We start from the raw sequence: 24,411 nt of genomic DNA, 5'->3' as shown, positions 1-24,411 counted from the left end.
GATCGCGTCGCGTCGCCCAATCTTCCACCACGAACGAGGAGCCCCATGGACTTCGGAGCAGTACTACAGACCAACCCGCCAGCATCACGCACGGTGCAACTTGCCAAGCTTGCCGAAGCCCACGGCTTCAGTCACGTGTGGACGTTCGATTCGCACATCCTGTGGCAGGAGCCCTACGTCATCTACAGCCAGATTTTGGCCGAGACACGCAAGATCACGATTGGGCCGATGGTCACGAACCCGGCGACCCGCGACTGGACGGTCACGGCAGCCACCTACGCGACCCTGAACGAGATGTACGGCAACCGCACCGTCTGCGGTATCGGACGCGGCGACTCGGCGGTGCGAGTGACTAACGGCAAGCCGACAACGCTCAAGGATTTGCGGGAGTCGATCCACGTCATCCGCGAACTCGCGAACTCTCGTTCCGTCGAATATGGCGGGGCACAGCTGCAATTGCCGTGGAGCAAGGGTTCTGAACTCGAGGTATGGGTTGCCGCTTATGGCCCGCTTGCGCTCAAACTCGCCGGTGAAGTCGGAGACGGTTTCATTCTGCAGCTCGCTGATCTCGACATCGCCGAGTGGATGATCAAGAAGGTACGTGACGCGGCCGAGGCTGCCGGACGAGACCCCATGTCGGTGAAGTTCTGCGTTGCAGCACCCATGTACATCGGTGATGACTGGGAGCACATGCGCGACCAGTGCCGGTGGTTTGGCGGAATGGTCGGCAACCACGTGGCCGACATCGTCAAGAAGTACGGGTCAGATGGTTCTGTGCCTGCCGCACTCACCGATTACATCAAGGAGCGCGAAGGCTACGACTACAACCAGCATGGTCAGGCGGGCAACACGCACGCCGCATTCGTGCCTGACGAGATCGTCGACCGCTTCTGCCTCATGGGCACCGCCGAGCAGCACATCGAGAAGCTGGAGAAGCTGCGAGAACTTGGGGTCGACCAGTTCGCTGGCTACCTCCAGCACGACAACAAGGAAGAGACTTTGCGTGTCTATGGCGAGACCGTGATCCCTGCTTTCGCCGAGCACGTCACGGCGAAGGCGTGAGCCGATGACGGCGCGACCCCGTCTCGTTGGCGGCTTCGTTTGGGGTCTCGCTGGCGTACTGCTGATCGCTCTGCTGTGGGAGGGGTACAAGTTCTTCGGACCGGCCGACGGCCTCTCCATCGGCGAGCTTCGTGTGCTTCCGCGCACGACAGATCTCGCAATGCCCCATCTCTGGGACATGATGGTGCGTCTTACCGAACCCGTCACGCGGGCAGACGATGCGTTGCCACTCTGGGCGGTCGTTGCGCTCGCCGCAGTAACGACGCTGGGAATTGCTGGGGCAGGCTGGCTGGTCGGTGTCGTCGTGGGCGTCGGTTTTGCGCTCCTGATGCAGCGGTGGCGGCTAGCCGAGTTTGGCCTGCTGCCGTGGATCGTCATCAGCCAGACCGTGCCCCTGATCGCGTTCGCCCCCGTCGTAAAAAGCTGGGGCTCGCGTGTGGAGATCGGCAGCTTCGAGTGGCAGGACTGGATGTCGGTCGCGCTCATTGCGAGCTACCTGGCGTTCTTCCCCATCACGGTTGGCGCTCTCAAAGGGCTGCAGTCTCCCGACCGCATCCACGTCGAGCTATTCGAGACCTACGCTTCGGGCTACTGGCCGACGCTCACACGACTTCGCTTTCCCGCAGCAGTGCCGTACCTCTTGCCGGCGCTCCGACTCGGGGCCGCGAACGCGGTCATCGGTGCGGTTGTCGCCGAAGTCTCGACAGGGCTTCAAGGCGGCATCGGTCGCCTTCTCATCCAATTCGCCGGGCAGGCTTCCGGCGACCCAGCGAAAGCATGGGGTCCGATATTCGGCGCCATCGTGCTCGGGCTAGTGGCGGCCGGTTCGGTCGCGCTGCTCAGTGTGATTCTCAAGGACTACCGACGAACCGAGGAGACCGCATGAGCGATCACATCCCCAACTCAGCAATTCAGAACGACCAGACGGATGCCATAGCCCCCGCGGGTGCTGCAGCCGTCGAGGTGCGCGGTGTCGACAAACACTTCGAAACCGCATCCGGCATCGTGAACGCGCTTGAGGCGATCAACCTCACGGTCGCCGACGACGAGTTCGTCTCGCTCATCGGCCCGTCGGGCTGTGGAAAGTCGACACTAATGAGACTCATCGCCGACCTCGATACGCCCAGTGCTGGCGAGCTCACCGTGTTCGGCAAGACAGCAACGCAGGCCCGCCTTGACCAGGATTATGGCATCGCCTTCCAGCAGGCCGGACTCCTGCCGTGGCGCACGGTTTCCGCGAACGTTGCCCTGCCGCTCGAACTTCATGGTGTGGCATCCGCTGCTCGTCGGTCTCGTGTCGCCGAGTTGCTCGACATGGTCGGGCTCAACGAGTTTGCCGATCGCTTTCCCGATCAGCTTTCTGGCGGCATGCAGCAGCGTGTTGCGATCGCCCGGTCACTCGCCGAAGAACCGCGGCTATTGCTAATGGATGAACCGTTCGGGGCACTCGACGAGATGACCCGCGAGAAAATGCAAACCGATCTCGTGCGCATCGCGGCTGATACCGGGGCAGCAGTGGTCTTCGTGACGCACTCCATTCCCGAGGCAGTGTTCCTCTCCGACCGTGTCGTCGTCATGTCGCCGCGACCGGGGCGCATCAGTCAGATAGTGCCCATGCGCCTTGGTGCCGCCGCCGGTCGCGAGGATCGCACCGACGAATTGCGTGAAGATGGAGCCTTCTTTGAGATGGTCACCGAGGTGCGCGAAGCGCTGCACGGTGGGGCTGCAGCTCAGCCAGGACTCGAAGCGCGATCCGCCCGAGGAGTCGATTCTCGATGAGCAGAGACTCGATGAACAGAGACTCGATGAGCACCAGCACATCAGCGAACGCGATAATGCCTCCCCGAGGCGGAGCGGGTACGAGCCGAAAGCAGGGCTGGAGCCCGCGAACCGAATCGACGCTTCGTATCGCGGCGCCGATCACCCTGGGTTTGATTGTGCTTGGCGTGTGGCAGCTTCTCGTGACAGTGGGAGGGGTTTCCGACTATCTGCTGCCAAGCCCGGCCTCGATTGTCGGCGAACTCGTCGAGTTCTGGCCGGCGGTCGTCTCGGCGACAGTGCTCACCGGAACAAACGCCCTACTTGGCCTTCTCGTCGGCTCGGTGCTCGGGATCGTGCTCTCCGCGATCGCCGCTCGGTGGCGAATCGCCGACCAGATGAGCGCGCCAATCATCGCGGCACTCGCTGTCGTACCGATTGTCGCGCTCGCGCCCGTACTCAACTCGATGTTTGGCGCTGACAGCCAATTCGGGCGCCAAGCGATTGCCGCCATCGCCTCGTTCGTTCCCGTTTTCCTCAACACATTGCGGGGGTTCCGGCAGACAAGGCCGGTGCACCGTGACCTCATGAAGGCGTATGCGGCCAACTCCACACAAATGTTGCGTTCGCTCACGCTCCCGACGGCACGCCCCTTTATTCTCACAGGCATCCGAATCGCTTCGTCACTCGCCGTCATCTCAGCACTCGTCGCCGAATACTTCGGCGGCCCGCGAGGCGGCCTCGGCAGCCTCATCGCTACCTCTGCCGCCTCAAGTGCGTACGCCCGAGCATGGGCATACGTCGCGGCATCCATCGCTCTCGGCCTGCTCTTCTACCTTGCGACGCTCGCACTCGAGAGACTTGCGCTGCGTCGTGTCCCGACCGGGGGCTCCCGATAACTACGCCCTGTTCAGAAAGGAGAAAGGGCACCACCAGCTCTACCAGCAGTATCCACTTGCACCGTGAATCTGGAAGGTCTGAAATGAAGTTCACCAAACGCCGCGCACTCGCGGCTGGAGCGTTTGCCGTCTCGGCAGCGTTCCTCCTTGCCGCTTGCTCACCAACAGATGGGGGAGACAGCGGTTCGTCCGGTTCCGCTGACGACCTCACCGAAGTGAAGCTCCAACTCCAATGGCTGCCACAGGGCCAGTTCGCCGGCTACTTTGCCGCAGCCGATCAGGGCTACTTTGAGGACGAAGGTCTAGACGTTGAGATCATCCCCTCTGGTGGCGACATTGTTCCGCAGGATGCGCTCGCCAACGGCGACGTCGACTACGCAGTCGCGTGGGTTCCTAAGGTGCTCGGCTCGATCGAGCAGGGTGCCAACCTCACCAACATCGCCCAGATCTTCCAAAAGTCAGGAACTTTGCAGGTGTCATGGGCCGACTCAGGCATCGACTCAATTGCCGACTTCGAAGGCAAGAAGATCGGCTCGTGGGGCTTCGGAAACGAGTGGGAGATCTTTGCGGCGATGGCAGCAGAGGGCCTCGACTCGTCGACAGTGCAGATCATCACGCAGGACTTCAACATGAACGCGTTCCTGCAGGGTGACATCGATGCTGCTCAGGCGATGACCTACAACGAATACGCTCAGCTTCTTGAGTCGACCGACCCCGAGACTGGTGAGCTTTACCAGCCTGAGGATTTCAACGTCATCAGCTATGAAGACACCGTTGGTGGCATGCTGCAGGACGCGATCTGGGCTGACAGCGAACGCCTCGACAGCGATGAGGCCTACCAAGAAACTACGGTCAAGTTCCTCAAGGCCGTCGTCAGGGGTTGGATCTACTCCGCTGAGAACCCCGAAGATGCTGCAGACATCACGATCGGTGCAGGTTCCGGATGGGGACCAAGCCACGAGCTCTGGATGGTCAACGAGACCAACAACCTCATCTGGCCGGCACCGAACGGCATCGGCGTAATCGATGAAACATCCTGGCAGCGCACCGTTGACGGTGCGATCAGCGCCGTGAACGAAACGGGCGCGAGCCCCATCACTGAAGCACCGCCGGCAAGTGCATGGTCGAACGACTGGATCAAGAAAGCTCTCGAGGAGCTCGAGGCCGACGGAGTCGACACCACCGGTGCAGACTTCAGCCCGGTCGACGTCACCCTCCTGGAGGGCGGCAACTAGTCGAACTGACTAACCGATAACCGGATGCCGCTTTCGCAATCGTGAGGGCGGCATCCATTCGTTGGGCACGACAAGTACCATCAGCACTATCTCCGGAGTGAAGGACACCCATGCCATGACCGAGCAGAACGCCAACGATCTTGACGCCTACGCGCGCGAACTCGATCAGGCACATGTCTTTCACTCGTGGTCGGCGCAGACGCCAGCACACGCTTCCGCCCTCAGCATTGCGAGCGGCCTTGGCACTCGCGTCTGGGATCACGCTGGCAAGCAGTATCTCGACTTCTCAAGCCAGCACGTAAACATGAACGTCGGGCACCAGCACCCAGCGATGCTCGCGGCGATCCGCACGCAGTCAGAGTTGCTGGCGACGATCTCGCCGCCGACAGCCAACACCACCCGTGGCGAGGCAGCGAAACGGCTGGCCGCTATTGCCCCCGATGGGTTTAACCGGGTGTTCTTCACGAATGGTGGTTCCGACGCAAACGAGAACGCGATGCGGATGGCGCGGCTCTACACGGGTCGCGACAAAATTCTGTCGGCGTACCGCTCGTACCACGGCAACACCGGCAGCAGCATTGTCGCAACCGGTGACCCGCGGCGCATCCCCAACGAATACGCTCGCGGACACGTTCACTTCTTTGGGCCCTACCTGTACCGCTCAGAGTTTTGGGCGACGACTCCCGAAGAGGAGAGCGAGCGGGCGCTGCAGCACCTGCGTCGGGTGATCGAAGCGGAGGGCGCGCAGTCGATTGCAGCCGTTCTGCTCGAACCGATTCCGGGAACTCCGGGCATCCTCGTGCCACCGTCCGGCTACCTCGCGGGGGTGCGCGCACTGTGTGATCAGCACGGCATCCTGCTGATTCTTGATGAGGTCATGAGCGGATTCGGACGAGCGGGCGAATGGTTCGCCTTTGATGCGTTCGACGTGCGGCCCGATCTCATCACCTTCGCGAAGGGCGTGAACTCTGGCTATGTGCCCGTGGGCGGCGTCATCATCGACGACCCCATTGCGGCGTTCTTTAATGACCGGCCGTTCCCCGGCGGGCTGACCTATTCCGGGCATCCGCTCGCCGCTGCGACAGTGGTTGCGTCGCTCGACACGATCGCTGACGAGGGCATCCTCGAGCACGCTCGCGACATTAGTGAGAACCACATCGGCCCCGGGTTACGTGCGCTGGCCGAGCGTCACTCCGCGATCGGCGAAGTGCGCGGTCGTGGCGTCTTCTGGGCCATGGAACTCGTCACCGACCGGCAGACGCGCGAGCCCGTACTCGCCGCGACGATGGCGCGCATCAGAGCCTCGCTCGTCACTGGCGGGCTGTTGCCATTCGTGTCGGAGAACCGCATCCACGTCGTACCGCCGTGCGTGGTCACCGGTGATGAGGTTGCTGAAGCGATGGCGATCTACGACGATGTGCTTACGGCCGAACTGGGGTGATGCTTGCGGTTCGATAGTGGAAGCTGGCCGCCTGTTTCTCGCGCGCACGTCGCGCGCCGACGCTGAGGCCCTCGGTTATTCGCGTTCGTCAGCTCCGCGGGCAAGTCGTTGCGAGACCCATACCGGGATGAACGACGCGAGGATTACGACAGTCGCGACTGGATCAAGAAAGCTCTCGAGGAGCTCGAGGCCGACGGAGTCGACACCACCGGTGCAGACTTCAGCCCGGTCGACGTCACCCTCCTGGAGGGCGGCATCCATCTGTCACCTATGAGCAGGTGCCCGCGACGGATTTCATTCCGGCACGAACTCTTGGCGGACGGCTCCATCGGTGGCACCTGATATATAGCCGAAGTCACGGTCGCTGTTCAGGATGATGGCGTCATTGACGATGGCATAAGCGGCGATCAAACAGTCGAAGGCCCCAGCGGCACGGATCAGGCCGTGATTCCAGAGCGCCTGCTGGATATCCAGCGCTTGGCTCGCAGCGGGATGTGTCAGTGCGGGCAGCAGTTGGTCCATATCTTCGCGGAGGTCGGCATACTCCGCTGCGGTTCGCGCTGAATGACAGTACTCCAAAACCTGCGGTGGGCACGTCATAATGAGGTGTTGCGGGGAGAGGGCCCGGAGGTGTGTGGCAATCTGCTCACTCCTGTTCGCCTTCTGCCAGATGCTGTTATCGACTAAATAGGTTGCCACTAGTCGACATCTGGAGGTGTCGTGGGAGCGTCTATCTGGTCGGCGGCGAACCTGCGGCCGATGATGCGTTCCACGGCGGCAGGCTGACGGCGAAGGGCGATCAATGTGCGGAGAGCCAGATCGACGGTTTCGCGGTTACTGCTTGAGCCAGTTAGCTCCTTAGCAGTAAGTAATTCCTCTGGATTGATGTCAATTGATGTGACGGCCATGGGGTGCTCCCTTCCTTATATATCCAAGTATATAACAAGGAGGCCTGCGTGTGAAGATCGGTGTGGGGCTAGCCGTTCGAGGCTATTCGCGCTCGTCGGCTTCGCGGGCGAGTCTCTTGGAGGGCGGCAACTAGCCCGAACAGCATCACCAACGCACGACACGAACCATCAGCACCATCTCCGAATCGAAGGGCAATGAAGCCATTCTTTACAAGACCTGATGCGTAGTATTAGATATTAGAACTGGCGTCACTTTGGTCACCAGCACAACGTCGTGCCGGTTCACTCGCGCGGCTCAACAAGGAGGGGGAGAACTTTATGGGTTCCCTGATTCTCATGATCATTGGCCTGGGCGTCATGGCCGCGGGCTACTTTGTCTACTCGAAGTACCTCGCGCGCAGGGTCTACAAACTCAACGACGCTTTCGTGACCCCGGCGCACGAGCTCAAGGACGGCGTGGACTACGTGCCCACGAACAAGTTCATTCTGTGGGGCCACCATTTCACCTCCGTTGCCGGTGCTGCCCCCATCGTTGGTCCTGCGATTGCCGTGATCTGGGGCTGGCTTCCAGCACTGCTCTGGGTCACCCTCGGCACCGTATTCTTCGCCGGGATGCACGATTTGGGAACGCTGTGGGCCTCGACGCGCAATAAGGGACGCTCCATCGGTGCCCTGTCCGCCCGGTACATCGGTAAGCGCGGGGCCAACCTCTTCCTGGTCGTGATTTTCCTTGTCCTGCTCATGGTGATCGCGGCATTCGCCGTCGTCATCAAGAACCTCCTGATCAGCACACCGGGCGCGGTCATCCCCGTGTGGGGCGCAATTGTGGTTGCCCTTCTGGTGGGTGTGGCTATGTACCGGCTTCGCTGGCACTTGGTGCCCGTTACCGTAGTCGGCGTCGTAGCCCTCTATGCGCTCATCTTGGTTGGGGACAAGATGCCGGTGGTGCTCCCCGAATCAACACTGGGCATGTCCCCGGCTACATTCTGGATTGTCGCCCTGTTCGCTTATGGAGCGATCGCTTCGCTGCTGCCGGTATGGGTCCTGCTTCAGCCACGTGACTACATCAATGGTGTGCAGCTTTTCGTCGGCTTGATCCTGCTCTTCGGATCTGTCCTGCTGGCCACGCTGTTCTCCGCAACACCACCAGATATCGTCGCCCCAGTAATCAACATGAACGTTCCCGAGGGCACGCCAAGCATGATTCCCCTGCTATTCGTGACTATTGCGTGTGGCGCCATCTCAGGATTCCACGGCATGGTGGCCTCCGGCACCACCTCGAAGCAACTCGACAAGGAAACGGATGCTCGTTTCGTCGGGTACTTCGGTGCTATCGGTGAGGGACTGCTCTCCCTAGGAACGATCCTTGCCGTCATCGGTGGATTCAAGTCGGTTGCCGAATGGAACGAAATCTATAGCTCATTTGGCTCAGCCGGGGTCAATGCTTTTGTCCAAGGCGGCGCGAATCTGATGCAGAACGGGATCGGCCTGCCAGCGTCACTGAGTGCAACGCTGTTGGCGACGATGGCCGTGCTATTTGCCGCAACCACGATGGACACCGGAATGCGGCTGCTGCGCTTTGTGGTCCAGGAAGCCGGAGAGGTCTTCAAGTTCAAGATCGGCAATATCCCGGCGACCCTCATCGTCGTGGCACTCGGCCTCGGCCTGACGTTCTCACAGGGACTCGGAGGCGAGGGCGGTCTCCGCATCTGGCCGTTGTTTGGAACCACTAACCAGCTGATGGCATCGTTGAGCCTGTCGATCATTGCGGTCATCCTGATCCGCAAGGGGCGCAACCCCATCACCGCGTTGATTCCGCTCGCGATCATTTTCTCCATGGCATTCTGGGCAGCGCTCGTGCAGCTGGGCAGTTTCACGAATCCCAGCGACCCGGACTGGGTGCTCTTCTCGCTCGACGTGATCATCATCGTGGCCAGCGTGTGGGTCGCAGTCGAAGCGATCAGCGCCATGCGCAAAGCCAGGAACATGGTTCCGGAAGCCGAGGATGCTGACGCGGAACCCACCGGCATCAAGGAACATGTCTAACTAAATGGAATCATCGCCTACTGACCTGCGCCGGGAGAAGTTCTTCCGGCGCTGGTCGGCGTTCCGGGAGGGCATGCTCGAGGTCTACGTGGGGCCGTACCGTCAAATGTTCAAACGGGAACAGCAGGACGAAGAGGACCTGTTCATGATTGCTGTCCTCGGTGAGGCCCTCGGCGTGCCCGATCCGGCCGCGTATTACACCGCCGAATTAATGCCCGCCCTCTGGGAGGACTTCCACGCGTGGCATCGCCGCATTGGAATCCCCCGCTCACCATTGGACCATATCGGATGCTGCTGACACTCGCTGGCGAACGGAAAGTGCTTTTCGTCGGAGGCAAGGGCGGAGTGGGTAAAACCTCCGTGGCATCGGCTTTGGCCCTTGCCTGTGCGCGGAACGGTGGACGGGTGCTGCTCGTTTCCACGGATCCGGCACACAACCTCGGGCATATCTGGGATATGGCCTTGTCGGATACTGCCGCACGGGTTTACACCGCATCCAATGGATATGTGGATGCCGTTGAGATCGACCCCCACGCCACCATCGAGCGGCATTTCACGGCGGTCAGCGCCACGATGATGAAGCTCCTGCCCGAGCAGCTGCACCGTTCGGCGAAGGCGCACCTCGAGCTGGCGAAGACCGCGCCGGGCAGCCACGAGTCGGCCGTGCTCGAACGGATCGCCGAACTCATCGACCATGGTCTCGACGCATATGACCTCGTCCTGTTCGACACTGCGCCATCGGGCCACACGCTGCACTTGCTCAGCCTGCCGGAGAAGTTGACGGGGTGGACAGAATCGCTGCTCGCCAGCCGCTCCAGATCGGACCGATTCGCCGCGGCAGCCCGAGGAATTGTCGGCGGTGAAGACCCGGAGGCTGCAGCCGACTCGGAGCTGAGGCGCACCTTGATCGCCCGTCGTGACCGGTTCGCCCGCATGAAGAAGACGATCACCGAGAGCACGACCACCGGCTTCGTGGTCGTGACCCTGGCCGAAAAAATGCCGGTTGCCGAATCCCTGGACATCGTCGCCCAATTGCACGGTTTGGGCGTCAATGTCGCATCCCTTGTTGTCAATCGCCGCTCCCCTGCTGACGCCGGCGCCTTCCTGGCTGAACGCAGGAAACGCGAAGATGCCTGTCTGCAAGTGCTCCGCGAGCATCTCGATACAGTTCCGATGACCGAACTGCCGCTGCTGGTTCGTGACATGACCGGAGAAGATGCGCTGGAGGAGCTTGCGGCGCTGATCACAGCGACATGACGCCGCAGCCCACGTCACGGTGCATCCCCCGCGCGGGGCGGCTGCCGTGTCACGGCGGCAGTCGCGGCAGTCGCGCTAGTCGCGTTCGTCCGCTCCGCGCGCGAGCCGTTGCGAGACCCATACCGGGATAAACGACGCGAGGATCACGATGGTGGCGACGACGTTGACGAGCGACGCTTCGTTGGGTCGCGCCATCTGGTTCATGATCCACAGCGGAAGTGTGTCCACGCCAGGTGGAGCCGTGAAGATCGTGACAACTACTTCGTCGAAGCTGAGGGCGAAGGCCAAGATTGCCCCCGCGACGAATGCGCTTCGAAATTGGGGGAAGGTCACGAGGCGGAACGTCTGCAGCGGTGTTGCGCCCAGGTCGCGGGATGCTTCCTCAATGCTGGGGTTGATGCGACGCAACCGCGCGAGCACGTTATTGAAGACCATGACGATGCAGAAAGTGCCGTGGGCGATGATCATGCCGAAATATCCGACTTCGATTCCGATCGGCTCGAGCACGCGGTTGTAGGTGTTGTTGAGCGCAACACCGGTCACGATGCCCGGCAGCGCAATAGGAAGGACGACGAGCAGATTGACGCTCTGCTTTCCGAAGAAGGTGTAGCGCTGGAGGGCGAAGGCCACGAGGGTGCCGAGGATGAGTGCGATAGCTGTTGCGCCTAGCCCGACAATCACCGAGTTGAGGAGTGCCGCGCGGATGGGCTCGCTGACGAACGCTTTCTCCCACCAGATGAAGGAGAAGGATGTGATCGGCCAACTTGAGATGCGCGCAGCGCTGAACGAATTGATGACGACCAAAAACAGTGGAATATACATGAACGCGAGCGAAATCGCGACGATGATTCCGAGAGTGAATTTGGCGCCTAAGGAGAGTCTCAACATGGCGGCATCACATCCGTTCCAGTGCGCCGGTGCGTTGCACAACGACGAGGTAAATGACTACAAAGGCGATCGGCACGAGTGAGAACGCGGCGGCGATCGGGGGATTGAGATTGATATTGGAAGCGATGATGCTTCCAATCATCTGGGTGGAGCCGCCCACGAACTTCGCGGCGATGTAGTCACCGAGACTCAGCGAGAAAGTGAAAATCGACCCCGCGATGATGGCGGGCTTGATGAGGGGGAGTACGACGGTCCGGATGGTGAATCCTGCGCCAGCGCCAAGATCTGCCGAGGCATCAAAAAGGTTGGGGGGCAGCTGTTGGATTGCGGTGTATACGGGTACAGCCATGTAGGGCAGCCACAGGTACGTGAGAGTCAGAACGACGGTGACGATGCTGAAGCCGGGGCCGCTTATTCCGAGCGGTCCAAGCATCGAGTTGAAAAAACCTTCTTCGGTGAACGTGATGCGCATTGCCAAAATTTTCACCAGGTAGCCCGCCCACAGCGGCAGGGTGATCGCAACCGCCAAAATGGCGCGCAGCTTGGGAGAAGCAATCTTGGCCATAAAAATACCGAGTGGAACAGAGATGAGGATGCTCAGTGCGGTCACCGCAAGTGCGATGCCGAGAGTGCGCAGCGAGGTTGAGGCGTAGGCGGGGTTGGCAATGATCTGTTCAAAGTTGCGAAGGGTGAAGCCCGGTTTCACTTTCGACGTGAAGGGGTCGGTCACCCAGAAGGCTGTCACGAGAAGCATGACGAGCGAAAAGATGTAGATACCAATGAGCCACAGCATGGGCAGCGCTAGCAGTGCCGAGAGTTGCGCGCGGCGATTCATGGGATTCCGATCGGTTGGGTGTGAAGAAGTGGAGGAGGGGGCGGGTCCGAGAGACCCACCCCCTCGGCTACTTAGCTCTTGACGGTGAGCCAGGCATCCGTCCACTGCTGGAAGTTGGTGCAGGTGACGTCGGTGCGCCCGTCAATGCACTGCTCGATGGGAGTGGTCCAGAACCAGACCTGCTCGAAGTACTCTTCGTCGGTTGCGTTGAAGTATTCGCAGTGTGCTGCTGCTTCGTCGCTGGTCTCGCAGAAGGCGCCGTTTGCAGGAGCCATACCGAAGTTCGTGGCGATGGCGCCGTTCACTTCTGGTGCGCTCGTGTAGTCAACCCAGGCATAGGCACAGTTGGGAGACTCCGACTGTGTGCTGATCATCCAGGCGTCGGACCAGCCAGTTGCGCCCTCTTCGGGAAGTACGCTCTTGAACTTGTCGTCATCGGTCAGCTTGCGAAGGATCTCCCACGAGGTGCCGAGAGCGGTGGTACCGCCGGCGAACGAAGTGATCTGTGCTGCCGGGTCAGCCCAGTACTCGGAGACGATCTCGTTCTGCTGCTTGAGGAGGTCGATCGCAGCGTCAAGCTGAGTCTGGTCGAGCGCGTACGGATTGGTGATGCCGAGGTCAGGCTCGTGAGCCATCAGGTACACGGCAGCGTCAGCAATGTAGATCGGTGCGTCATACGCGATGATCTTGCCGGCGTAGGGGCTGTCAGCTTCCCACGCAACATCCCAGCTCGTGGGTGCTTCGGTTACAACTTCGCTGTTGTACTGCAGGATGTTGGCGCCGCGGCCGATCGGAACACCATAGGACTTGCCGTTGATGGTGTCGTAGATCTGACCCTTCATGCCCTCAACGATGTCGTCACCGAAGTTGGGAACCAGGCCGAGGTTGATGGGCTGAACATCTCCACCTGCGATGAGGCGCAGGCTTGCGTCTCCCGAAGCGGAGACGACGTCGTAGTCGCCGGTGCGCATGAGCTGAACCATCTCGTCACTGGTGCCAGCAACGCGGCGGTTGACTGTACATCCGGTGTTAGCGGTGAATTCGTCGGTCCACGCTGGCTCGACGAAGCCGCTCCACGCAACAATATTGACTTCGTCTTCCATTTCGCCCAGCTCTTCGAGCATGGGAATGTCAGGAACGTCGATCGAGAGGCCGCCGGCTGCGGTGCCGTTGGACTCTGTTGTACAGGCGGTGAGGGCCAGAGCGGCAGCAGCAAGAATTGCTGCGCCGGTCATGAATTTTGATCTCATGGGTGTCTCCTTTGTGTGATTGATGTGATGGTGCGGTCTATGGGTGAAGTGGATGCTGCCAGCTAGCCGATGCGCGAGGCGTGGTCTTTCGTCCACTCGACGCGCACCCGGTCTCCGCGAGCGAAGGCCGATTCGGCAGAGGGATGGTGGTCGTTGGCGCGCTCGGCGATGATGCGAACGCCCCCTTCGGTGTCGACGAGGAAGCGGGTGGTCGGTCCGGTGTAGACCGTTTCGGAGACCGTGCCGAGTAGCGAGATTGCTCCGGCACTCGCCGCAGAGTCGGCCGGCCGGAGGCGCACGCGCTCGGGCCGCACACTCGACTGAACGCCATCGCTAGAGAGTTCAGCGGGGATGAGGTTTGAGAGCCCCAAGAACTGGGCGACGAACTCGGTGGCGGGAAACTCGTAGACCTCGCGAGCGGTGCCGACCTGCTCGATTCGCCCTTTGTTGAATACGGCAACGCGATCGCTGAGGGTGAGGGCTTCTTCTTGATCGTGGGTGACAAAAATGAACGTGATGCCGACATCGCGCTGAATCTGTTTGAGTTCGATCTGCATTTCCTCACGGAGTTGCTTATCGAGGGCGCCGAGCGGCTCATCAAGAAGCAGTACCTGGGGGCGCAAGATGAGCGCGCGGGCGAGGGCGATGCGCTGCCGTTGGCCGCCGGAGAGCTGGTGGGGCAACCGATCGGCGACAGCGGATAGCTGAACCTGTTCAAGGGCGAGGCCAACTTGAGCAGTTCGTTCTGCGCGGCTTGCCCCGGCAACGCGCAGTCCGTAGCCGACGTTTTCGGCGATGGTCAGGTGAGGGAAAAGCGCGTAATCCTGAAAGACGGTGTTCACCTGGCGAGCGTGCGGTGGCACGTCGGTCACGTCGACGCCGCTGAGGTGGATGCTGCCGCTGGTGACGTTCTCGAAACCCGCGATCATCCGCAGCACGGTCGTCTTGCCAGAGCCGGAGGGGCCAAGCATTGACAGAAACTCCCCCGGCTTGACGTCGAGGTTCAGTGCTTCAACAGCGGTGAACTCACCGAACTGTTTGGAGACACCGGCGAGTGTCACGGAGCCGGGTGCCGTAGTGGAGTCCAATTCGGACGAAGCTTGCTGGGCGGACACGTGCACGTGTGACTCCTTGGAACGACATTGATCACTGAGTGAGACTAAACCTATATAACCAGAGTTCATATTTCAAGCGTGTGTCCAAAAAGTCACAAAACAGCAACGACTCAGGTGGAAGGTGCGAGAATTGAGCAATGCCCCCGTCCGAATCGACTGACGCACCACAAGACAGTGCGGTAGTCGCCGACGACACCGCACGATCCCGCGATGCCACGCGACCGGGCCGCCTACACGGTTCCCTCTTTCAATCCATCGGTGATGCCGGCCGTGCGGAGCTCGTCGAACGTCGCCTTGCCGGGGCAATTACTGGTGGACACCTCCGCGCAGGAGAGCGGCTTCCCTCAGAAAACGACCTCGCTCGCACCTTTGGGGTAGCGCCGACAACTGTGCGCGAATCGCTCCTTGCGCTGCGCAGCCAGGGACTTGTTGTCACGAAGCGCGGACGCAACGGAGGCAGTTTCGTTGCAGACTCCGCCGACCCCGTGGCACACGCACGCACTGCCCTGGCCGAAACATCTCGCCTCGCTTTGCGCGATTTGGGCGCCCACTATTCGGCCATCACCGCGGCATGTGTGCGGCTTGCGGCCCGCCGCGCAGCGCTCTCAGAAGTGCAACAAATTCGCTCGCGCCTTGTGCGGTTGGACGACACCGACCTTGCCCAGTGGCGCAGCACGCTCGACGATGTTCAAGTCGAACTCGTCTCGCTGAGCCAATCTGCGCGCCTTACTCGCGAGCAGATGCGACTCCAAGCAGAAATCTCTCCGCTCCTTCGGCTCGTCGATGCCGAAAGCGACTCCCGGGCAACGCAGCATCAACTGCTCGTGAACGTGGTGGATGCTGTCGAAGCGGGCGATGACCAGGCTGCGGTAGAAGCCACGGAACGCATGGTCGACAGCATGATCAATGCGCTCATTGAGCTTCAGTCCAAAAATCGGTGAACTAGCGGTGCATGCCATACCGTGCGTAGGATGCGACGAATAGAACCACGCAACCAGCAGGCGAGGCACCCATGATTTTGACCGACAGCAGCACCCTATGGTGACGGCAAGCAGTGCGACGGCGCCCGGAACCGCAGCGCCTACAACCGCCGCGCGCGCAGCCGAGATCGTGTCCGAATACCTGAGAGGCCCGATCGAAGCTCTCGACGCGACGGCAGCACAGCTCGGAACAGAACTCGCCTCTTCTCCGCACATCGGTGCACTCTCGGCGCAGCGACTCGACGCGCTGGTCGAACCGCACGCGCATCGCATCCTCGGGCTCCCCGACGCACAGATCTACGGCGCAGGATTTATTGCCGCAATCGGGCTACTGACCGACGAACGAAACCACCTCTCGTGGTGGCAGGGCGACGACCCTCGCAAGCTGTTGCTGGCCGCGCAATCCGTGAACAAAGCACTCATTGATTACAGCGAACTCGAGTGGTTCCGGGTGCCGATGGAAACAGGGCGTGGACACGTTGCCGGGCCGTACGTCGACTACCTCTGCAGCGACGAATACACGATCACCGTCGCCGCCCCCGTGCACATTGAGGGACGGTTCGTGGGAGTCGCTGGCCTCGATCTGCTAATCGATTCTGTCGAGCGCCAGCTCTTGCCGTTGCTTTCGGAGCTCGGCGATAACGTCACCGTCATCAACAGTGTCGGGCGCGTAGTGGTCTCCACTAACCCGCGCCACGCCACCGGTGATGCTGTGCGGAGCGGCCCTCTCGCCGACCTCCCGCGTACTCCCTGTGACGGTGTCGCACTTGAGATCATCGCCGAATAGGTGCCTGGATTACTCGACTGGCTCTAGGGTCTCTCGTCTTACTAAGGAAGATGCGATTCCCCTGTGGCCAATAAGCCGAAAACTGCCCATTCTGACAGCATGAGTGTGCAGCGAGTTCGGAGATGGTCCGCGCTGCTCGGTGTTGTCAGCACTGCTGGCACTCTCGCGGTCGCGGAGCTCGTGGCTTTCTTCATCGCTCCAGCGAGTAGCCCGTTGCTCGCTGTTGGGTCTCTCGTCATCGACCTTGTGCCGTCATGGCTGAAAGACCTCACGATCGCGTTGTTCGGCACCAACGACAAATTGGTGCTGCTGCTCTGCCTTGCTCTTCTAGTGCTGCTACTCGCTCTGGCAGTGGGCGTTCTTGAGTTCGCGAGACCCGGCTTGGGGGTTATGCTGCTCGTGCTTGTCGGCGTGATCGCGACTGTCGCCGTCACGACGCGCGCCCAGGCGAGTGCGCTCTGGCCCCTGCCCACGGTGCTTGGCGTGGTCGCTGGGGTGCTGTTGCTGCGCCTCGGGATGATTCGGCTGCGCCGCTGGGCCAGTGCGTCATCCGCCGCCGTTCCCGCAGGCTCGCAACGCCCATCCGCTGCTCGCAACGCTGAACCGGCCGTGGCCACCCGCCGCGACTTCTTACGTTTTATCGGCGCTACCTCGGTTGGTGTCGTGCTCGTCGGCATCAGTGCGCGAGTGGCGAACGCCGGTGCCACCGTCGTCGACACGGTTCGCAGGGCGCTGACACTGCCCGACCCCGCGATTCCCGCCGCACCGATTCCTGCCAGCGCGACTCTCGAAGTGCCCGGCATCTCGCCGATAGTTACCTCGAACGCCGACTTCTACCGCATCGACACCGCGCTGATTGTGCCGAACATCGACACAGATCAATGGCGACTACGGGTCACCGGAATGGTCGAGAACGAGGTAGAAATCTCGTTCGAAGAGCTGCTCGCCCTGCCTTTGATCGAGAAGGCCGTTACGCTCTCCTGCGTTTCGAATGAGGTCGGCGGTCAGCTCGTTGATAACGCCGTCTGGCTTGGATATCCCATTCGCAACGTGCTCGCGATGGCGAAGCCGCTGCCCGGTTCAGACATGGTGCTGTCGCGGAGCATTGACGGCTTCACTGCCAGTACGCCGCTCGAGGTGTTGCTGGAAGAGGATCGCGACAGCATCCTTGCAGTGGGAATGAACGGGGTACCGCTGCCGCGGGAGCACGGTTTCCCTGTGCGCATGGTTGTTCCCGGCCTTTACGGCTACGTGTCTGCAACCAAGTGGCTCGTCGAGATGAAGGTCACTAGGTTTGCCGACGAAAGGGCGTACTGGACCGATCGGGGATGGTCGGCGAAGGGCCCGGTCAAGGTTCAGTCGCGCATCGATGTGCCGCGGCAGGGATCCCGCGTGGATGCTGGCACGGTTGCAATTGCCGGTGTCGCGTGGGCGCCCGACACGGGAGTGAAGGGAGTCGAGGTGCGTATCGATGGCGGTGCCTGGTCTGAGGCGCGGCTGGCAACGGCCATCTCGGCAGACACCTGGGTGCAGTGGGTTTATGACTGGTCGGCGACGACGGGGGAGCACCTCATCGAGGTGCGTGCGACGGATGCGGCGGGATTGACCCAGCTCGGCGAGCGCGTGCCGGTCGTGCCGGATGGCGCCGAGGGCTGGCACACCATCAGCGTGCAGGTGGCCTAACTTCACGCGAAGCGTGCGCTTTTCGTTGTGGGGGCATCGTGAACGCCATCGTAGGCTGTACCCATGGCGGCGACGAGTGGTAGCGCGGATCCGGTAAGAACTGATGCCGGTTTGTCAACGCGTCTGGCCACGCCGACGGATCTGCCAGGTGTCCTTGGCACGCTTGTTGAAGCGTTCGACCAGGATCCGGTGTGGAGTTGGGCATTTCCCGACCCGCAGGCACGCGCAGCGCAGCACGCCGTTGTCTTCCGGATGACCGTCACCCACGCCATCGCCAATGACGCCGTCTGGCTCACCTCCGGTTGCGATGCTGTCAACACGGCTTTCGGCCCCGGCGTCAACGAGATGTCGGATGCGGATGCGGAACGATTTCCGACCGTTCTTGGTGATCTTCTCGGAGATCACGCCGAGGCGGTCAATGGGCTCTTTGAGCGTTTCGATAATGCTCGCCCCGTCGATACTCCACATCTTTATGTTTCCATGCTCGGCGTTCGAGATCAGGCGCGCGGTCACGGAATTGGGCCCGCGTTGCTGGCCCGCGTTGTGGAGCAGGCCGATGCTCAAGGAATCGGAACCTATCTTGAGTCGAGCAACGGCGCCAATGATCACCGTTACGAGTCAGCCGGATTCAGGGTGCACGGCAGCATTCCGGTTGCCCCTGGCAGGCCAGCGATCAACACAATGTGGCGGGATCCATCCCGGAGCAAGTACTCTCGGCGGATACCGTAGCCCCCAGGCGGCATCACTTGAAGAGGCCGCGGCGCAACAAGCCACTGACCGGGCAGCTCATCCCAACGCCCGCGACCTGCCGCTAACTGGAGACCTCACCGATCATGAATTCTCACCGTAGGGGGCTAAAGCCCTTATTGCTCACAATCGCCGCCGCGCCACTCGTCGTGGCCACGCTTGCTGGCTGCGGCAATTCGCTGCCCGTTGGCGACAACAGCGAGTTCAGCCGGCAAGCCGCGACCGGTGACACTTGGCAGGTGGGAGTCCAGCATCCGGACGGAGATATCGGCGACTGCGGAGACGATGTGGCGGTGGCCGAAGGCATCATGAGTTTGGATGCCCCTTCAAGCCGCTACATGTGGACGCTCACCCCGGAGTCAGACGAAACCGATGCGGAGCGAATAGCCGACTGTCTGGAATTGGGGCTCGCCGACGGCACGATCACCATCTATGAGCCCGTGGAATAGCTTCGCCAGGGCCCCTCGTAACGGAAAGGTTGCACGATGCGTTCACTCCTCGCGGTATTCATGATGGTGCTGATGAGTCTCGGGCTCGCAGGATGCGCTGGCTTCGGGACTGTCTGTACCGCAGTTGGCTACCTGAGTGTGGCCCGCATAACCCTTTTGGATCCACGCATGGGCATCAGTCTTGAGTTGTGCGATGGCCAGGACTGCGAGCCAGGCGCACCACCGCGACGTGGTGGCGTGGAGCCCGCAGAAACTTCACCAGCACCTGTCGCGATAGACACTGGGGTGGTGAGCCTGTCGGGCGACAGCGTGAATGGGTGGAGTGCTGACTTCCTAGGGGGCCAACCGGTGGTCGGATATCGCCTTCGTGATGCATCAGGTGAAATCGTCTCGGAAGGCAGCGTCGATGTTGACTGGGTTCGAGTCGGAGGAACAGTGCAGTGTGGCGGGCCTCGAGAGGCGGCTATTGAGCTCCCCGACTGATCGTGGGACACTCTTACGGTCAAGACGGCGTATGCGCCCCTTCTGGCGGATTCATTCTTGCAAGAAGGTCGCCAAGCGTCGGAGGTTCACAAAACCGGTTCGACAACTAAGTTCATCACCCACGGCACTGCCAGCTTGCAGCGGGCGATAAAATTCGCGGAGGAGCGATGACCAAGTCAGCCGGACACAAAACTGCACCGTTGCTCATCGGTGTCGGATCCCTGCTCGCCGTGAGTCCCGTCCTGCTCTACTGGTTTATCCACGGTGACGCCGATCGGTATCTCTGGATCATCAGCGGGCCGGCCCCATTCAGTAGTTTCGGAAGTGGGCCCTTTCAACTTTTGGTGTTCGCAGTCTTGGCCATGTCGGGACTTCTGCTGATCATCCTCGGAATCTTCGTTTATCGACGTTCACGCGTCGAACATGCCAGCCTCAAATGACAAGCCCGCTTCCCGGATCAGACGCGGCTGGGCTAGCGAAAGTCGCAGACTCCAGAAGTCAATCGTGAGAGGTTCGACAATTGGGTGCTCCACGCGGATGCTCGTGTAGTTGGGTTGCGCGCTCAGAGCTTTGCACTGTCGGCGCGGTAACTTTCCCATTGCTTGCCAGGAAGGTCAACGGTCGCAGTAACCGTCGCGGCTCGTTTAGTGAACCGCCAGATTCCGCTGCGCCGCTCGAACTCATCGCTGTAGTGCCCGGCGCTGAGCACGTACGACCCACCCATTAACTGGGTGAGCGCAGCCACGTCGTGCTCGGCTGCCGCGCAATCCCCGTCGATGTCATAGTGGGAATTTGTGGTCCAGTGGTGCATGCTCTGGAAAGCGTCCCACTGCCGCTCGACCGCAGGAACAATCTCCTCATGCCCACGGAAGACGTGGTTGCCCACATCCCAAACGGCATCCTCGTGCCACACTGACTCAAACAAGACTGGGTCCCTGCCGTCTGCTCCTCGGCAGTAGGCCGACACCAGCTCCTCCAGCGCCACGCGGTCTTCCAACCGTTGCACGCGCCCTTCCACAGTCATGCGCATGAAACTACCAGCTGACGTTGAGGCCGGGTCAGACGGAATTCGAGACACGATGTTCGACACCGAAAACCGTTCGTTTGCCCTCGCTGGCATTTACAGATGGCGGAGATGACGCAGCTCCTGAAGTGGTGCCGCGCCCCCTGCGACGGCGATCTTTTCTTCCCCGTCCGCTTGCCAGCTGTGCTCTTCATAGAAGCGGATCGCGCGGGTGTTCCCCCCGCAGTACCCACAGATAGGCCTGTTGCCATCCTTCAGCGCGTAGCTCCTGATCCACGCGCTCGATTAGCGCATGTCCGATCCTCTGTGACCAGTAATCAGGGTGCACGTAGAGTCCGGCAAGCTCTCCGAGATGTGCCATCGTATCGTCTCGGCCACCGCCGAACGAGGCCCAACCAATAGCCCGGCCATCCACCTCCGCCAGCAACATTCTGTGCGAGGGCCCATCGATGCCATCGGTGGGCCGCTCCGAAAGCGATGACTCGATCCAGCGAGACCAGCCTGCTGCTCGCGTGTCGACCTGCAAGGCATCGAGCACCTCCTGCGCGATGAGCCTCTGATACGCGGCTCGCCAACTGTCGACATGAATGACCGCTACGCTCTGAGCGTCCTCTACTTGCGCCATGCGGATCTGAACATCGACCATCCCGCAATAGTAATTGCACCCGATCATGTGACGAACTGCTGATGGACACGAATCGGCGTTTGACGCACGAAACCGTTGAATTTGAAGGCTCCTGGCCGCTACAGCGGTCATTGTCTCGGGCTACTGGGTGGCTGTGTGTAGAGGGATTAGGTTGATTTCGATAGACACAATCGGCGGCAGCTCGATCGCATCGGGACGAATCTCTGCATCCATCGTCAATTCCTGTCGTCGCATTGGCCGCTGCCTGCGCCGCCGATCGGCTTGCCTGTGTTGCCGCACAAGCTGCCGCCGGCGGGAGCAGAATCGACAACCGTGGTCGTCACGGCCGTCCACCCAATGACTTCCCCGGCGAAAACGGGCACCATCAAGCTGTCTTTGAGTTGCACGGTGCGCTCGCCGATCAGGAGGCCCGTGTCGGGGTCAATGATTATCTCGTAGCGCATCCCGTTACTTTCTTCGCGGCCGAACGCAATTCCCGTGCGGCCATTCAGGGTGGCGGCTTCGTCGGTGATCTCGACCCCGGGGATGCCTGCTGCTGCCCGATACAGCGCGGCCCGCAGGTCTGCCGGAACCACACCAGTACGCAGCTTGGTCGCGATGAAATCCAGCGCCTGCCCATCGGCGCTCACGCCGTGGCCAGCAGTTATTCGGTAGATGTAGTTGAGCAGCTGCTGCGGGTCTCGCGGCAGCTCGTCAAGGCCCCAATCTAACGGCTTCGAGTTATAGAAACCGCCATAGTCGGCGCGGCTGATGTCTTCTATTTCCCAGCCGTCTTCAGCAGACTCTTTTGCGTCTTGCTCGAAACCCACCCCAAAAACTTTGATTGCAGTTCTCGGCTCCGTCACCAAAACCCAGTCATCGCTGTAGTCCGCAGGGATATACATTTGCTGGTTCTGGGTCCCCAAGTAGGCGAAGTTCTCCCACTCCGCGTTTTGAACCTGACTTTTGAAGACGGCCTGAGTGTCAACCTTCAGGTACTGGCCTAGCCCGACTACGGGGTCGGAAGTCTTGATCGTTGCGGCGGCAGCATCGTTCAATGCGGATGCGGCTGCGGCATCCGCCCCACCTCGCCAGCCGGCCAATCCGAGCACATTCGACAGCACGAGAGCGGCAACGACGCCGGCGGCGACGGCGGTTCCTCCGCTGAACCACGCAGCTCTCCTCAACCCAGGGTGGCTCTTCTTGGTCGGACGCGATCCGATGTGCTCGATCAGGGCGCGACGGCCTCGGCCGAGAGCGTCAGTCGATGGATCGGCAACATCCTTACCTACCGATCGGAGCAGCGTTAGTTCGTCCACGGTTCACCTCCTCTGCTGGAATTTCACCAGCGGACTGGCGCAGCACTCGCCGCGCGCGATTGAGACGTGACCGAACAGTCCCGATGGGAATGTTCAATGCGAGTGCGACGCCCTCGTAATCGAGGTCGCCCCACGCGTACAACAGCAGGGCATCGCGGTCCCGGGCAGGTAAGCGACGAATCGCACTTGCTAAAGCCCGAACGGCGAGGTCGGCATCGAGTCGATCGTCTCGATCATCAACCACCGTCGCCGGTGGACCTGATGCCACCACCGCCCGCAAGAATCGCGCCTCCGCGCCGCGGTGTTTGCGAATCAGAACTGTCGCAATCCCGAGCAACCACGGCAGGGCACTTTCGAAGGCGCTATCGAAGCGATTGCGCCGCTCAAAAGCCACCAGAAACGTTTCGGCCATGATGTCATCCGCAGTATCGATGCCCGCCCGTCGCGCGGCATACCGATAAACGGCAGTCGCGTGACTGTCATACATCTCAGCAAAGACCGCAGGGTTATCCCGCGACCTCTGGATGATCTCGTTATCGCTAGTCACAATAGGTATTGCTCAATTGGCCGAATTAAGTTCACGACTGGGAGAAAGAACTTTACATGTGCAGACGGTGACTATTCCGCCGTGGCTTTCGAAGTGTCACTGGGGCGCGGACCAATGCGACTGTCAAAAGTACCAACGCGGGTGCGTGCATGACCACCATTGTCGGCCAAGCGATGAGGAATGGTGTGACGATGGTGGGAAAGGATGTCGGCCACGGTGCGCCCACGACAACCATGACGAAGACAAGCGCCGTGATGAAGTAGACCGCGTAGGTCGCAGTGCAGAGTAATGAGATGCGCCACCACGAAGTCCAACGGGCAAGAAGTGGTGGGAATGCGAGCACAAGCAGCGGTGCGAGTTGCAGGAGGAAGGCCGCCCTGAACGCTGGTGGCACGACACTGGTGAGCCCCAACAGGGCCAAAATCACAACAGGCGCGTAGACGGCGGCAACAATCAACTGCAGTCGCTTGGCGAGCAGTGACGTATGTGGGCGACTAATTCTTCCCGTGGTCAGGTCGCGTTGTTCTAGTCCAGAGCGAGCGATGTCGCTGGGGGTGCCAATAGAGTCAGGAAACGGTCGCGGGTCGTCGATCGCATCCTCGAGATGCTCGTTGATGTCACGAACGATGTCACCTCGCAACTCGGACGGCAGCACGGCGAGTTCTTTGTCGAGCTCTTTCAGATAGTCACGCTGCTCGGTTGCGCGATCATCGACAGTCGTGGGTGTCATGAGTTCGTCTCCAGTAGGTCGTCGACGGTGCCCCGGAGCGGGACCCAGGCCGATCGGAATGCGTCGAGGCGGGCCTGGCCCGCGGGTGTCAGTGTGTAGTAGCGCCGTTGGCGCCCATCGGCCGGATCGGTCAATTCCGTATCAACTAAGCCGGTAGTGCGAAGACGCGATAGCAGCGGATAAAGCGTTCCCTCGCTGGCAATCAGCCCCCGTTCGCTCAACTGTTGGGCGAGGTTGCGTCCATAGCTACGTTCCTTGGCGAGTGCCGCTAGAACAGAAAACTCGAGTACGCCTTTCCGCAAGTTGGTGAGGATCTTGTCCTCGTCGTTACTCATGGCCTCGA

At 60.9% G+C, this 24,411-nt stretch carries 29 protein-coding genes; 16 read left to right on the top strand and 13 right to left on the bottom strand.

All coding sequences use genetic code 11. The annotated features are described in order from the left end of the window. Window positions 1-45 precede the first annotated feature (45 nt). The 6 genes from ACTJJW_RS09090 (at window position 46) to ACTJJW_RS09065 (ending at window position 6,395) form a co-directional block, all read left to right on the top strand. A complete protein-coding gene (locus ACTJJW_RS09090) occupies window positions 46-1,062 on the top strand; it encodes a TIGR03842 family LLM class F420-dependent oxidoreductase (protein ID WP_462643969.1) in 1,017 nt (338 codons plus the stop codon). 4 nt (window positions 1,063-1,066) lie between these two features. Continuing rightward, on the top strand, window positions 1,067-1,948 hold the full coding sequence (locus ACTJJW_RS09085; protein ID WP_462643968.1) for an ABC transporter permease: 882 nt from the start codon (window positions 1,067-1,069) through the stop codon (window positions 1,946-1,948). After that, on the top strand, window positions 1,945-2,841 hold the full coding sequence (locus ACTJJW_RS09080; protein ID WP_462643966.1) for an ABC transporter ATP-binding protein: 897 nt from the start codon (window positions 1,945-1,947) through the stop codon (window positions 2,839-2,841). The genes ACTJJW_RS09085 and ACTJJW_RS09080 overlap by 4 nt, the downstream gene beginning before the upstream one ends. Window positions 2,842-2,867: 26 nt before the next feature. Further along, the gene (locus ACTJJW_RS09075; RefSeq protein ID WP_462643964.1) at window positions 2,868-3,719 is read left to right on the top strand and encodes an ABC transporter permease; all 852 of its coding nucleotides are present in this window, start codon (window positions 2,868-2,870) and stop codon (window positions 3,717-3,719) included. A gap of 83 nt (window positions 3,720-3,802) precedes the next feature. Continuing rightward, window positions 3,803-4,954 carry an ABC transporter substrate-binding protein gene (locus tag ACTJJW_RS09070; RefSeq protein WP_462643962.1) on the top strand — a complete coding sequence of 384 codons (1,152 nt, stop codon included), beginning with the start codon at window positions 3,803-3,805 and terminating at the stop codon, window positions 4,952-4,954. Window positions 4,955-5,069: 115 nt separating this feature from the next. After that, on the top strand, window positions 5,070-6,395 hold the full coding sequence (locus ACTJJW_RS09065) for an aminotransferase class III-fold pyridoxal phosphate-dependent enzyme (RefSeq protein WP_462644271.1): 1,326 nt from the start codon (window positions 5,070-5,072) through the stop codon (window positions 6,393-6,395). Between the two features lie 75 nt (window positions 6,396-6,470). Here the strand turns inward: ACTJJW_RS09065 and ACTJJW_RS09060 are convergent, their stop codons facing one another. The 3 genes from ACTJJW_RS09060 to ACTJJW_RS09050 are packed head-to-tail and all read right to left on the bottom strand — an operon-like array spanning window position 6,471 to window position 7,303. Further along, window positions 6,471-6,656, bottom strand: coding sequence for a hypothetical protein (locus ACTJJW_RS09060; protein ID WP_462643961.1), 186 nt, complete (start codon window positions 6,654-6,656; stop codon window positions 6,471-6,473). Between the two features lie 33 nt (window positions 6,657-6,689). Next, window positions 6,690-7,094 (bottom strand): PIN domain-containing protein, encoded by a 405-nt coding sequence (locus ACTJJW_RS09055; protein ID WP_462643959.1) that lies wholly within the window; start codon window positions 7,092-7,094, stop codon window positions 6,690-6,692. Next, entirely contained in the window at window positions 7,094-7,303 is a 210-nt protein-coding gene (locus ACTJJW_RS09050) for a type II toxin-antitoxin system VapB family antitoxin (protein WP_462643957.1), read from the bottom strand. Before ACTJJW_RS09050 ends, ACTJJW_RS09055 begins: the two co-directional genes overlap by 1 nt. A 318-nt stretch (window positions 7,304-7,621) precedes the next feature. Here ACTJJW_RS09050 and ACTJJW_RS09045 point away from each other — a divergent pair, with 318 nt between their 5' ends. From ACTJJW_RS09045 to ACTJJW_RS09035, 3 genes are read left to right on the top strand one after another with little or no spacing between them, the layout of a single operon-like run. Continuing rightward, a complete protein-coding gene (locus ACTJJW_RS09045) occupies window positions 7,622-9,349 on the top strand; it encodes a carbon starvation CstA family protein (RefSeq protein WP_462643955.1) in 1,728 nt (575 codons plus the stop codon). Window positions 9,350-9,353: 4 nt separating this feature from the next. Then, the gene (locus ACTJJW_RS09040; protein ID WP_462643953.1) at window positions 9,354-9,647 is read left to right on the top strand and encodes a cory-CC-star protein; all 294 of its coding nucleotides are present in this window, start codon (window positions 9,354-9,356) and stop codon (window positions 9,645-9,647) included. Next, window positions 9,638-10,606 carry an ArsA family ATPase gene (locus ACTJJW_RS09035; RefSeq protein ID WP_462643951.1) on the top strand — a complete coding sequence of 323 codons (969 nt, stop codon included), beginning with the start codon at window positions 9,638-9,640 and terminating at the stop codon, window positions 10,604-10,606. Before ACTJJW_RS09040 ends, ACTJJW_RS09035 begins: the two co-directional genes overlap by 10 nt. Window positions 10,607-10,681: 75 nt before the next feature. On the opposite strand, the gene ACTJJW_RS09030 is transcribed toward ACTJJW_RS09035, so the two are convergent. The 4 genes from ACTJJW_RS09030 to ACTJJW_RS09015 all read right to left on the bottom strand — a co-directional run bounded on the left by ACTJJW_RS09030 (window position 10,682) and on the right by ACTJJW_RS09015 (window position 14,700). After that, window positions 10,682-11,494, bottom strand: a complete 813-nt coding sequence (locus ACTJJW_RS09030; protein ID WP_462643949.1) for an ABC transporter permease — start codon at window positions 11,492-11,494, stop codon at window positions 10,682-10,684. Window positions 11,495-11,501: 7 nt separating this feature from the next. Next, window positions 11,502-12,329, bottom strand: coding sequence for an ABC transporter permease (locus ACTJJW_RS09025; RefSeq protein WP_462643947.1), 828 nt, complete (start codon window positions 12,327-12,329; stop codon window positions 11,502-11,504). Between the two features lie 71 nt (window positions 12,330-12,400). Continuing rightward, window positions 12,401-13,579, bottom strand: a complete 1,179-nt coding sequence (locus ACTJJW_RS09020) for an extracellular solute-binding protein (RefSeq protein ID WP_462643945.1) — start codon at window positions 13,577-13,579, stop codon at window positions 12,401-12,403. 62 nt (window positions 13,580-13,641) lie between these two features. Continuing rightward, a complete protein-coding gene (locus ACTJJW_RS09015; RefSeq protein WP_462643944.1) occupies window positions 13,642-14,700 on the bottom strand; it encodes an ABC transporter ATP-binding protein in 1,059 nt (352 codons plus the stop codon). Between the two features lie 131 nt (window positions 14,701-14,831). Here ACTJJW_RS09015 and ACTJJW_RS09010 point away from each other — a divergent pair, with 131 nt between their 5' ends. The 7 genes from ACTJJW_RS09010 to ACTJJW_RS08980 all read left to right on the top strand — a co-directional run bounded on the left by ACTJJW_RS09010 (window position 14,832) and on the right by ACTJJW_RS08980 (window position 20,263). Then, entirely contained in the window at window positions 14,832-15,635 is an 804-nt protein-coding gene (locus tag ACTJJW_RS09010; RefSeq protein ID WP_462643942.1) for a FadR/GntR family transcriptional regulator, read from the top strand. A gap of 97 nt (window positions 15,636-15,732) precedes the next feature. Then, window positions 15,733-16,461, top strand: coding sequence for a cache domain-containing protein (locus ACTJJW_RS09005; protein WP_462643940.1), 729 nt, complete (start codon window positions 15,733-15,735; stop codon window positions 16,459-16,461). A 99-nt stretch (window positions 16,462-16,560) separates the two neighbouring features. Beyond that, a complete protein-coding gene (locus tag ACTJJW_RS09000; protein ID WP_462643938.1) occupies window positions 16,561-18,144 on the top strand; it encodes a molybdopterin-dependent oxidoreductase in 1,584 nt (527 codons plus the stop codon). Window positions 18,145-18,207: 63 nt separating this feature from the next. Further along, window positions 18,208-18,873 carry a GNAT family N-acetyltransferase gene (locus ACTJJW_RS08995; protein ID WP_462643936.1) on the top strand — a complete coding sequence of 222 codons (666 nt, stop codon included), beginning with the start codon at window positions 18,208-18,210 and terminating at the stop codon, window positions 18,871-18,873. 137 nt (window positions 18,874-19,010) lie between these two features. Continuing rightward, window positions 19,011-19,340, top strand: a complete 330-nt coding sequence (locus tag ACTJJW_RS08990; protein WP_462643934.1) for a hypothetical protein — start codon at window positions 19,011-19,013, stop codon at window positions 19,338-19,340. 36 nt (window positions 19,341-19,376) lie between these two features. Beyond that, the gene (locus tag ACTJJW_RS08985; RefSeq protein WP_462643932.1) at window positions 19,377-19,823 is read left to right on the top strand and encodes a hypothetical protein; all 447 of its coding nucleotides are present in this window, start codon (window positions 19,377-19,379) and stop codon (window positions 19,821-19,823) included. A 167-nt stretch (window positions 19,824-19,990) separates the two neighbouring features. After that, a complete protein-coding gene (locus ACTJJW_RS08980; RefSeq protein ID WP_462643930.1) occupies window positions 19,991-20,263 on the top strand; it encodes a hypothetical protein in 273 nt (90 codons plus the stop codon). Window positions 20,264-20,385: 122 nt separating this feature from the next. On the opposite strand, the gene ACTJJW_RS08975 is transcribed toward ACTJJW_RS08980, so the two are convergent. The 6 genes from ACTJJW_RS08975 to ACTJJW_RS08950 form a co-directional block, all read right to left on the bottom strand. Then, window positions 20,386-20,847 (bottom strand): nuclear transport factor 2 family protein, encoded by a 462-nt coding sequence (locus ACTJJW_RS08975; protein ID WP_462643928.1) that lies wholly within the window; start codon window positions 20,845-20,847, stop codon window positions 20,386-20,388. A gap of 190 nt (window positions 20,848-21,037) precedes the next feature. After that, on the bottom strand, window positions 21,038-21,493 hold the full coding sequence (locus ACTJJW_RS08970) for an N-acetyltransferase family protein (protein ID WP_462643926.1): 456 nt from the start codon (window positions 21,491-21,493) through the stop codon (window positions 21,038-21,040). Between the two features lie 215 nt (window positions 21,494-21,708). Then, complete coding sequence (locus ACTJJW_RS08965; protein WP_462643925.1) at window positions 21,709-22,791, bottom strand: CU044_5270 family protein; 1,083 nt, start codon at window positions 22,789-22,791, stop codon at window positions 21,709-21,711. Beyond that, a complete protein-coding gene (locus tag ACTJJW_RS08960) occupies window positions 22,757-23,338 on the bottom strand; it encodes an RNA polymerase sigma factor (protein WP_462643923.1) in 582 nt (193 codons plus the stop codon). Before ACTJJW_RS08960 ends, ACTJJW_RS08965 begins: the two co-directional genes overlap by 35 nt. Before the next feature lie 52 nt (window positions 23,339-23,390). Continuing rightward, entirely contained in the window at window positions 23,391-24,068 is a 678-nt protein-coding gene (locus ACTJJW_RS08955) for an HAAS signaling domain-containing protein (protein WP_462643921.1), read from the bottom strand. Beyond that, on the bottom strand, window positions 24,065-24,403 hold the full coding sequence (locus ACTJJW_RS08950) for a PadR family transcriptional regulator (RefSeq protein WP_462643919.1): 339 nt from the start codon (window positions 24,401-24,403) through the stop codon (window positions 24,065-24,067). Before ACTJJW_RS08950 ends, ACTJJW_RS08955 begins: the two co-directional genes overlap by 4 nt. Window positions 24,404-24,411: the final 8 nt, after the last annotated feature.

The organism is Rhodoglobus galactosidasius (assembly GCF_054957775.1).
Note: the sequence above shows the minus strand (reverse complement) of the source record. Positions and strands in the feature narration are given on the sequence as shown.

Bases quoted from the DNA above. Each gene is read 5' to 3' on its own strand.
- ACTJJW_RS09090 (WP_462643969.1), top strand. From the start codon at position 46: ATGGACTTCGGAGCAGTACTACAGACCAACCCGCCAGCATCACGCACG.
- ACTJJW_RS09085 (WP_462643968.1), top strand. From the start codon at position 1,067: ATGACGGCGCGACCCCGTCTCGTTGGCGGCTTCGTTTGGGGTCTCGCT.
- ACTJJW_RS09080 (WP_462643966.1), top strand. From the start codon at position 1,945: ATGAGCGATCACATCCCCAACTCAGCAATTCAGAACGACCAGACGGAT.
- ACTJJW_RS09075 (WP_462643964.1), top strand. From the start codon at position 2,868: ATGAGCACCAGCACATCAGCGAACGCGATAATGCCTCCCCGAGGCGGA.
- ACTJJW_RS09070 (WP_462643962.1), top strand. From the start codon at position 3,803: ATGAAGTTCACCAAACGCCGCGCACTCGCGGCTGGAGCGTTTGCCGTC.
- ACTJJW_RS09065 (WP_462644271.1), top strand. From the start codon at position 5,070: ATGACCGAGCAGAACGCCAACGATCTTGACGCCTACGCGCGCGAACTC.
- ACTJJW_RS09060 (WP_462643961.1), bottom strand. From the start codon at position 6,656: ATGGATGCCGCCCTCCAGGAGGGTGACGTCGACCGGGCTGAAGTCTGC.
- ACTJJW_RS09050 (WP_462643957.1), bottom strand. From the start codon at position 7,303: ATGGCCGTCACATCAATTGACATCAATCCAGAGGAATTACTTACTGCT.
- ACTJJW_RS09045 (WP_462643955.1), top strand. From the start codon at position 7,622: ATGGGTTCCCTGATTCTCATGATCATTGGCCTGGGCGTCATGGCCGCG.
- ACTJJW_RS09040 (WP_462643953.1), top strand. From the start codon at position 9,354: ATGGAATCATCGCCTACTGACCTGCGCCGGGAGAAGTTCTTCCGGCGC.
- ACTJJW_RS09035 (WP_462643951.1), top strand. From the start codon at position 9,638: ATGCTGCTGACACTCGCTGGCGAACGGAAAGTGCTTTTCGTCGGAGGC.
- ACTJJW_RS09030 (WP_462643949.1), bottom strand. From the start codon at position 11,494: ATGTTGAGACTCTCCTTAGGCGCCAAATTCACTCTCGGAATCATCGTC.
- ACTJJW_RS09025 (WP_462643947.1), bottom strand. From the start codon at position 12,329: ATGAATCGCCGCGCGCAACTCTCGGCACTGCTAGCGCTGCCCATGCTG.
- ACTJJW_RS09020 (WP_462643945.1), bottom strand. From the start codon at position 13,579: ATGAGATCAAAATTCATGACCGGCGCAGCAATTCTTGCTGCTGCCGCT.
- ACTJJW_RS09010 (WP_462643942.1), top strand. From the start codon at position 14,832: ATGCCCCCGTCCGAATCGACTGACGCACCACAAGACAGTGCGGTAGTC.
- ACTJJW_RS09005 (WP_462643940.1), top strand. From the start codon at position 15,733: ATGGTGACGGCAAGCAGTGCGACGGCGCCCGGAACCGCAGCGCCTACA.
- ACTJJW_RS09000 (WP_462643938.1), top strand. From the start codon at position 16,561: ATGAGTGTGCAGCGAGTTCGGAGATGGTCCGCGCTGCTCGGTGTTGTC.
- ACTJJW_RS08995 (WP_462643936.1), top strand. From the start codon at position 18,208: ATGGCGGCGACGAGTGGTAGCGCGGATCCGGTAAGAACTGATGCCGGT.
- ACTJJW_RS08985 (WP_462643932.1), top strand. From the start codon at position 19,377: ATGCGTTCACTCCTCGCGGTATTCATGATGGTGCTGATGAGTCTCGGG.
- ACTJJW_RS08980 (WP_462643930.1), top strand. From the start codon at position 19,991: ATGACCAAGTCAGCCGGACACAAAACTGCACCGTTGCTCATCGGTGTC.
- ACTJJW_RS08975 (WP_462643928.1), bottom strand. From the start codon at position 20,847: ATGACTGTGGAAGGGCGCGTGCAACGGTTGGAAGACCGCGTGGCGCTG.
- ACTJJW_RS08970 (WP_462643926.1), bottom strand. From the start codon at position 21,493: ATGGTCGATGTTCAGATCCGCATGGCGCAAGTAGAGGACGCTCAGAGC.
- ACTJJW_RS08955 (WP_462643921.1), bottom strand. From the start codon at position 24,068: ATGACACCCACGACTGTCGATGATCGCGCAACCGAGCAGCGTGACTAT.
- ACTJJW_RS08950 (WP_462643919.1), bottom strand. From the start codon at position 24,403: ATGAGTAACGACGAGGACAAGATCCTCACCAACTTGCGGAAAGGCGTA.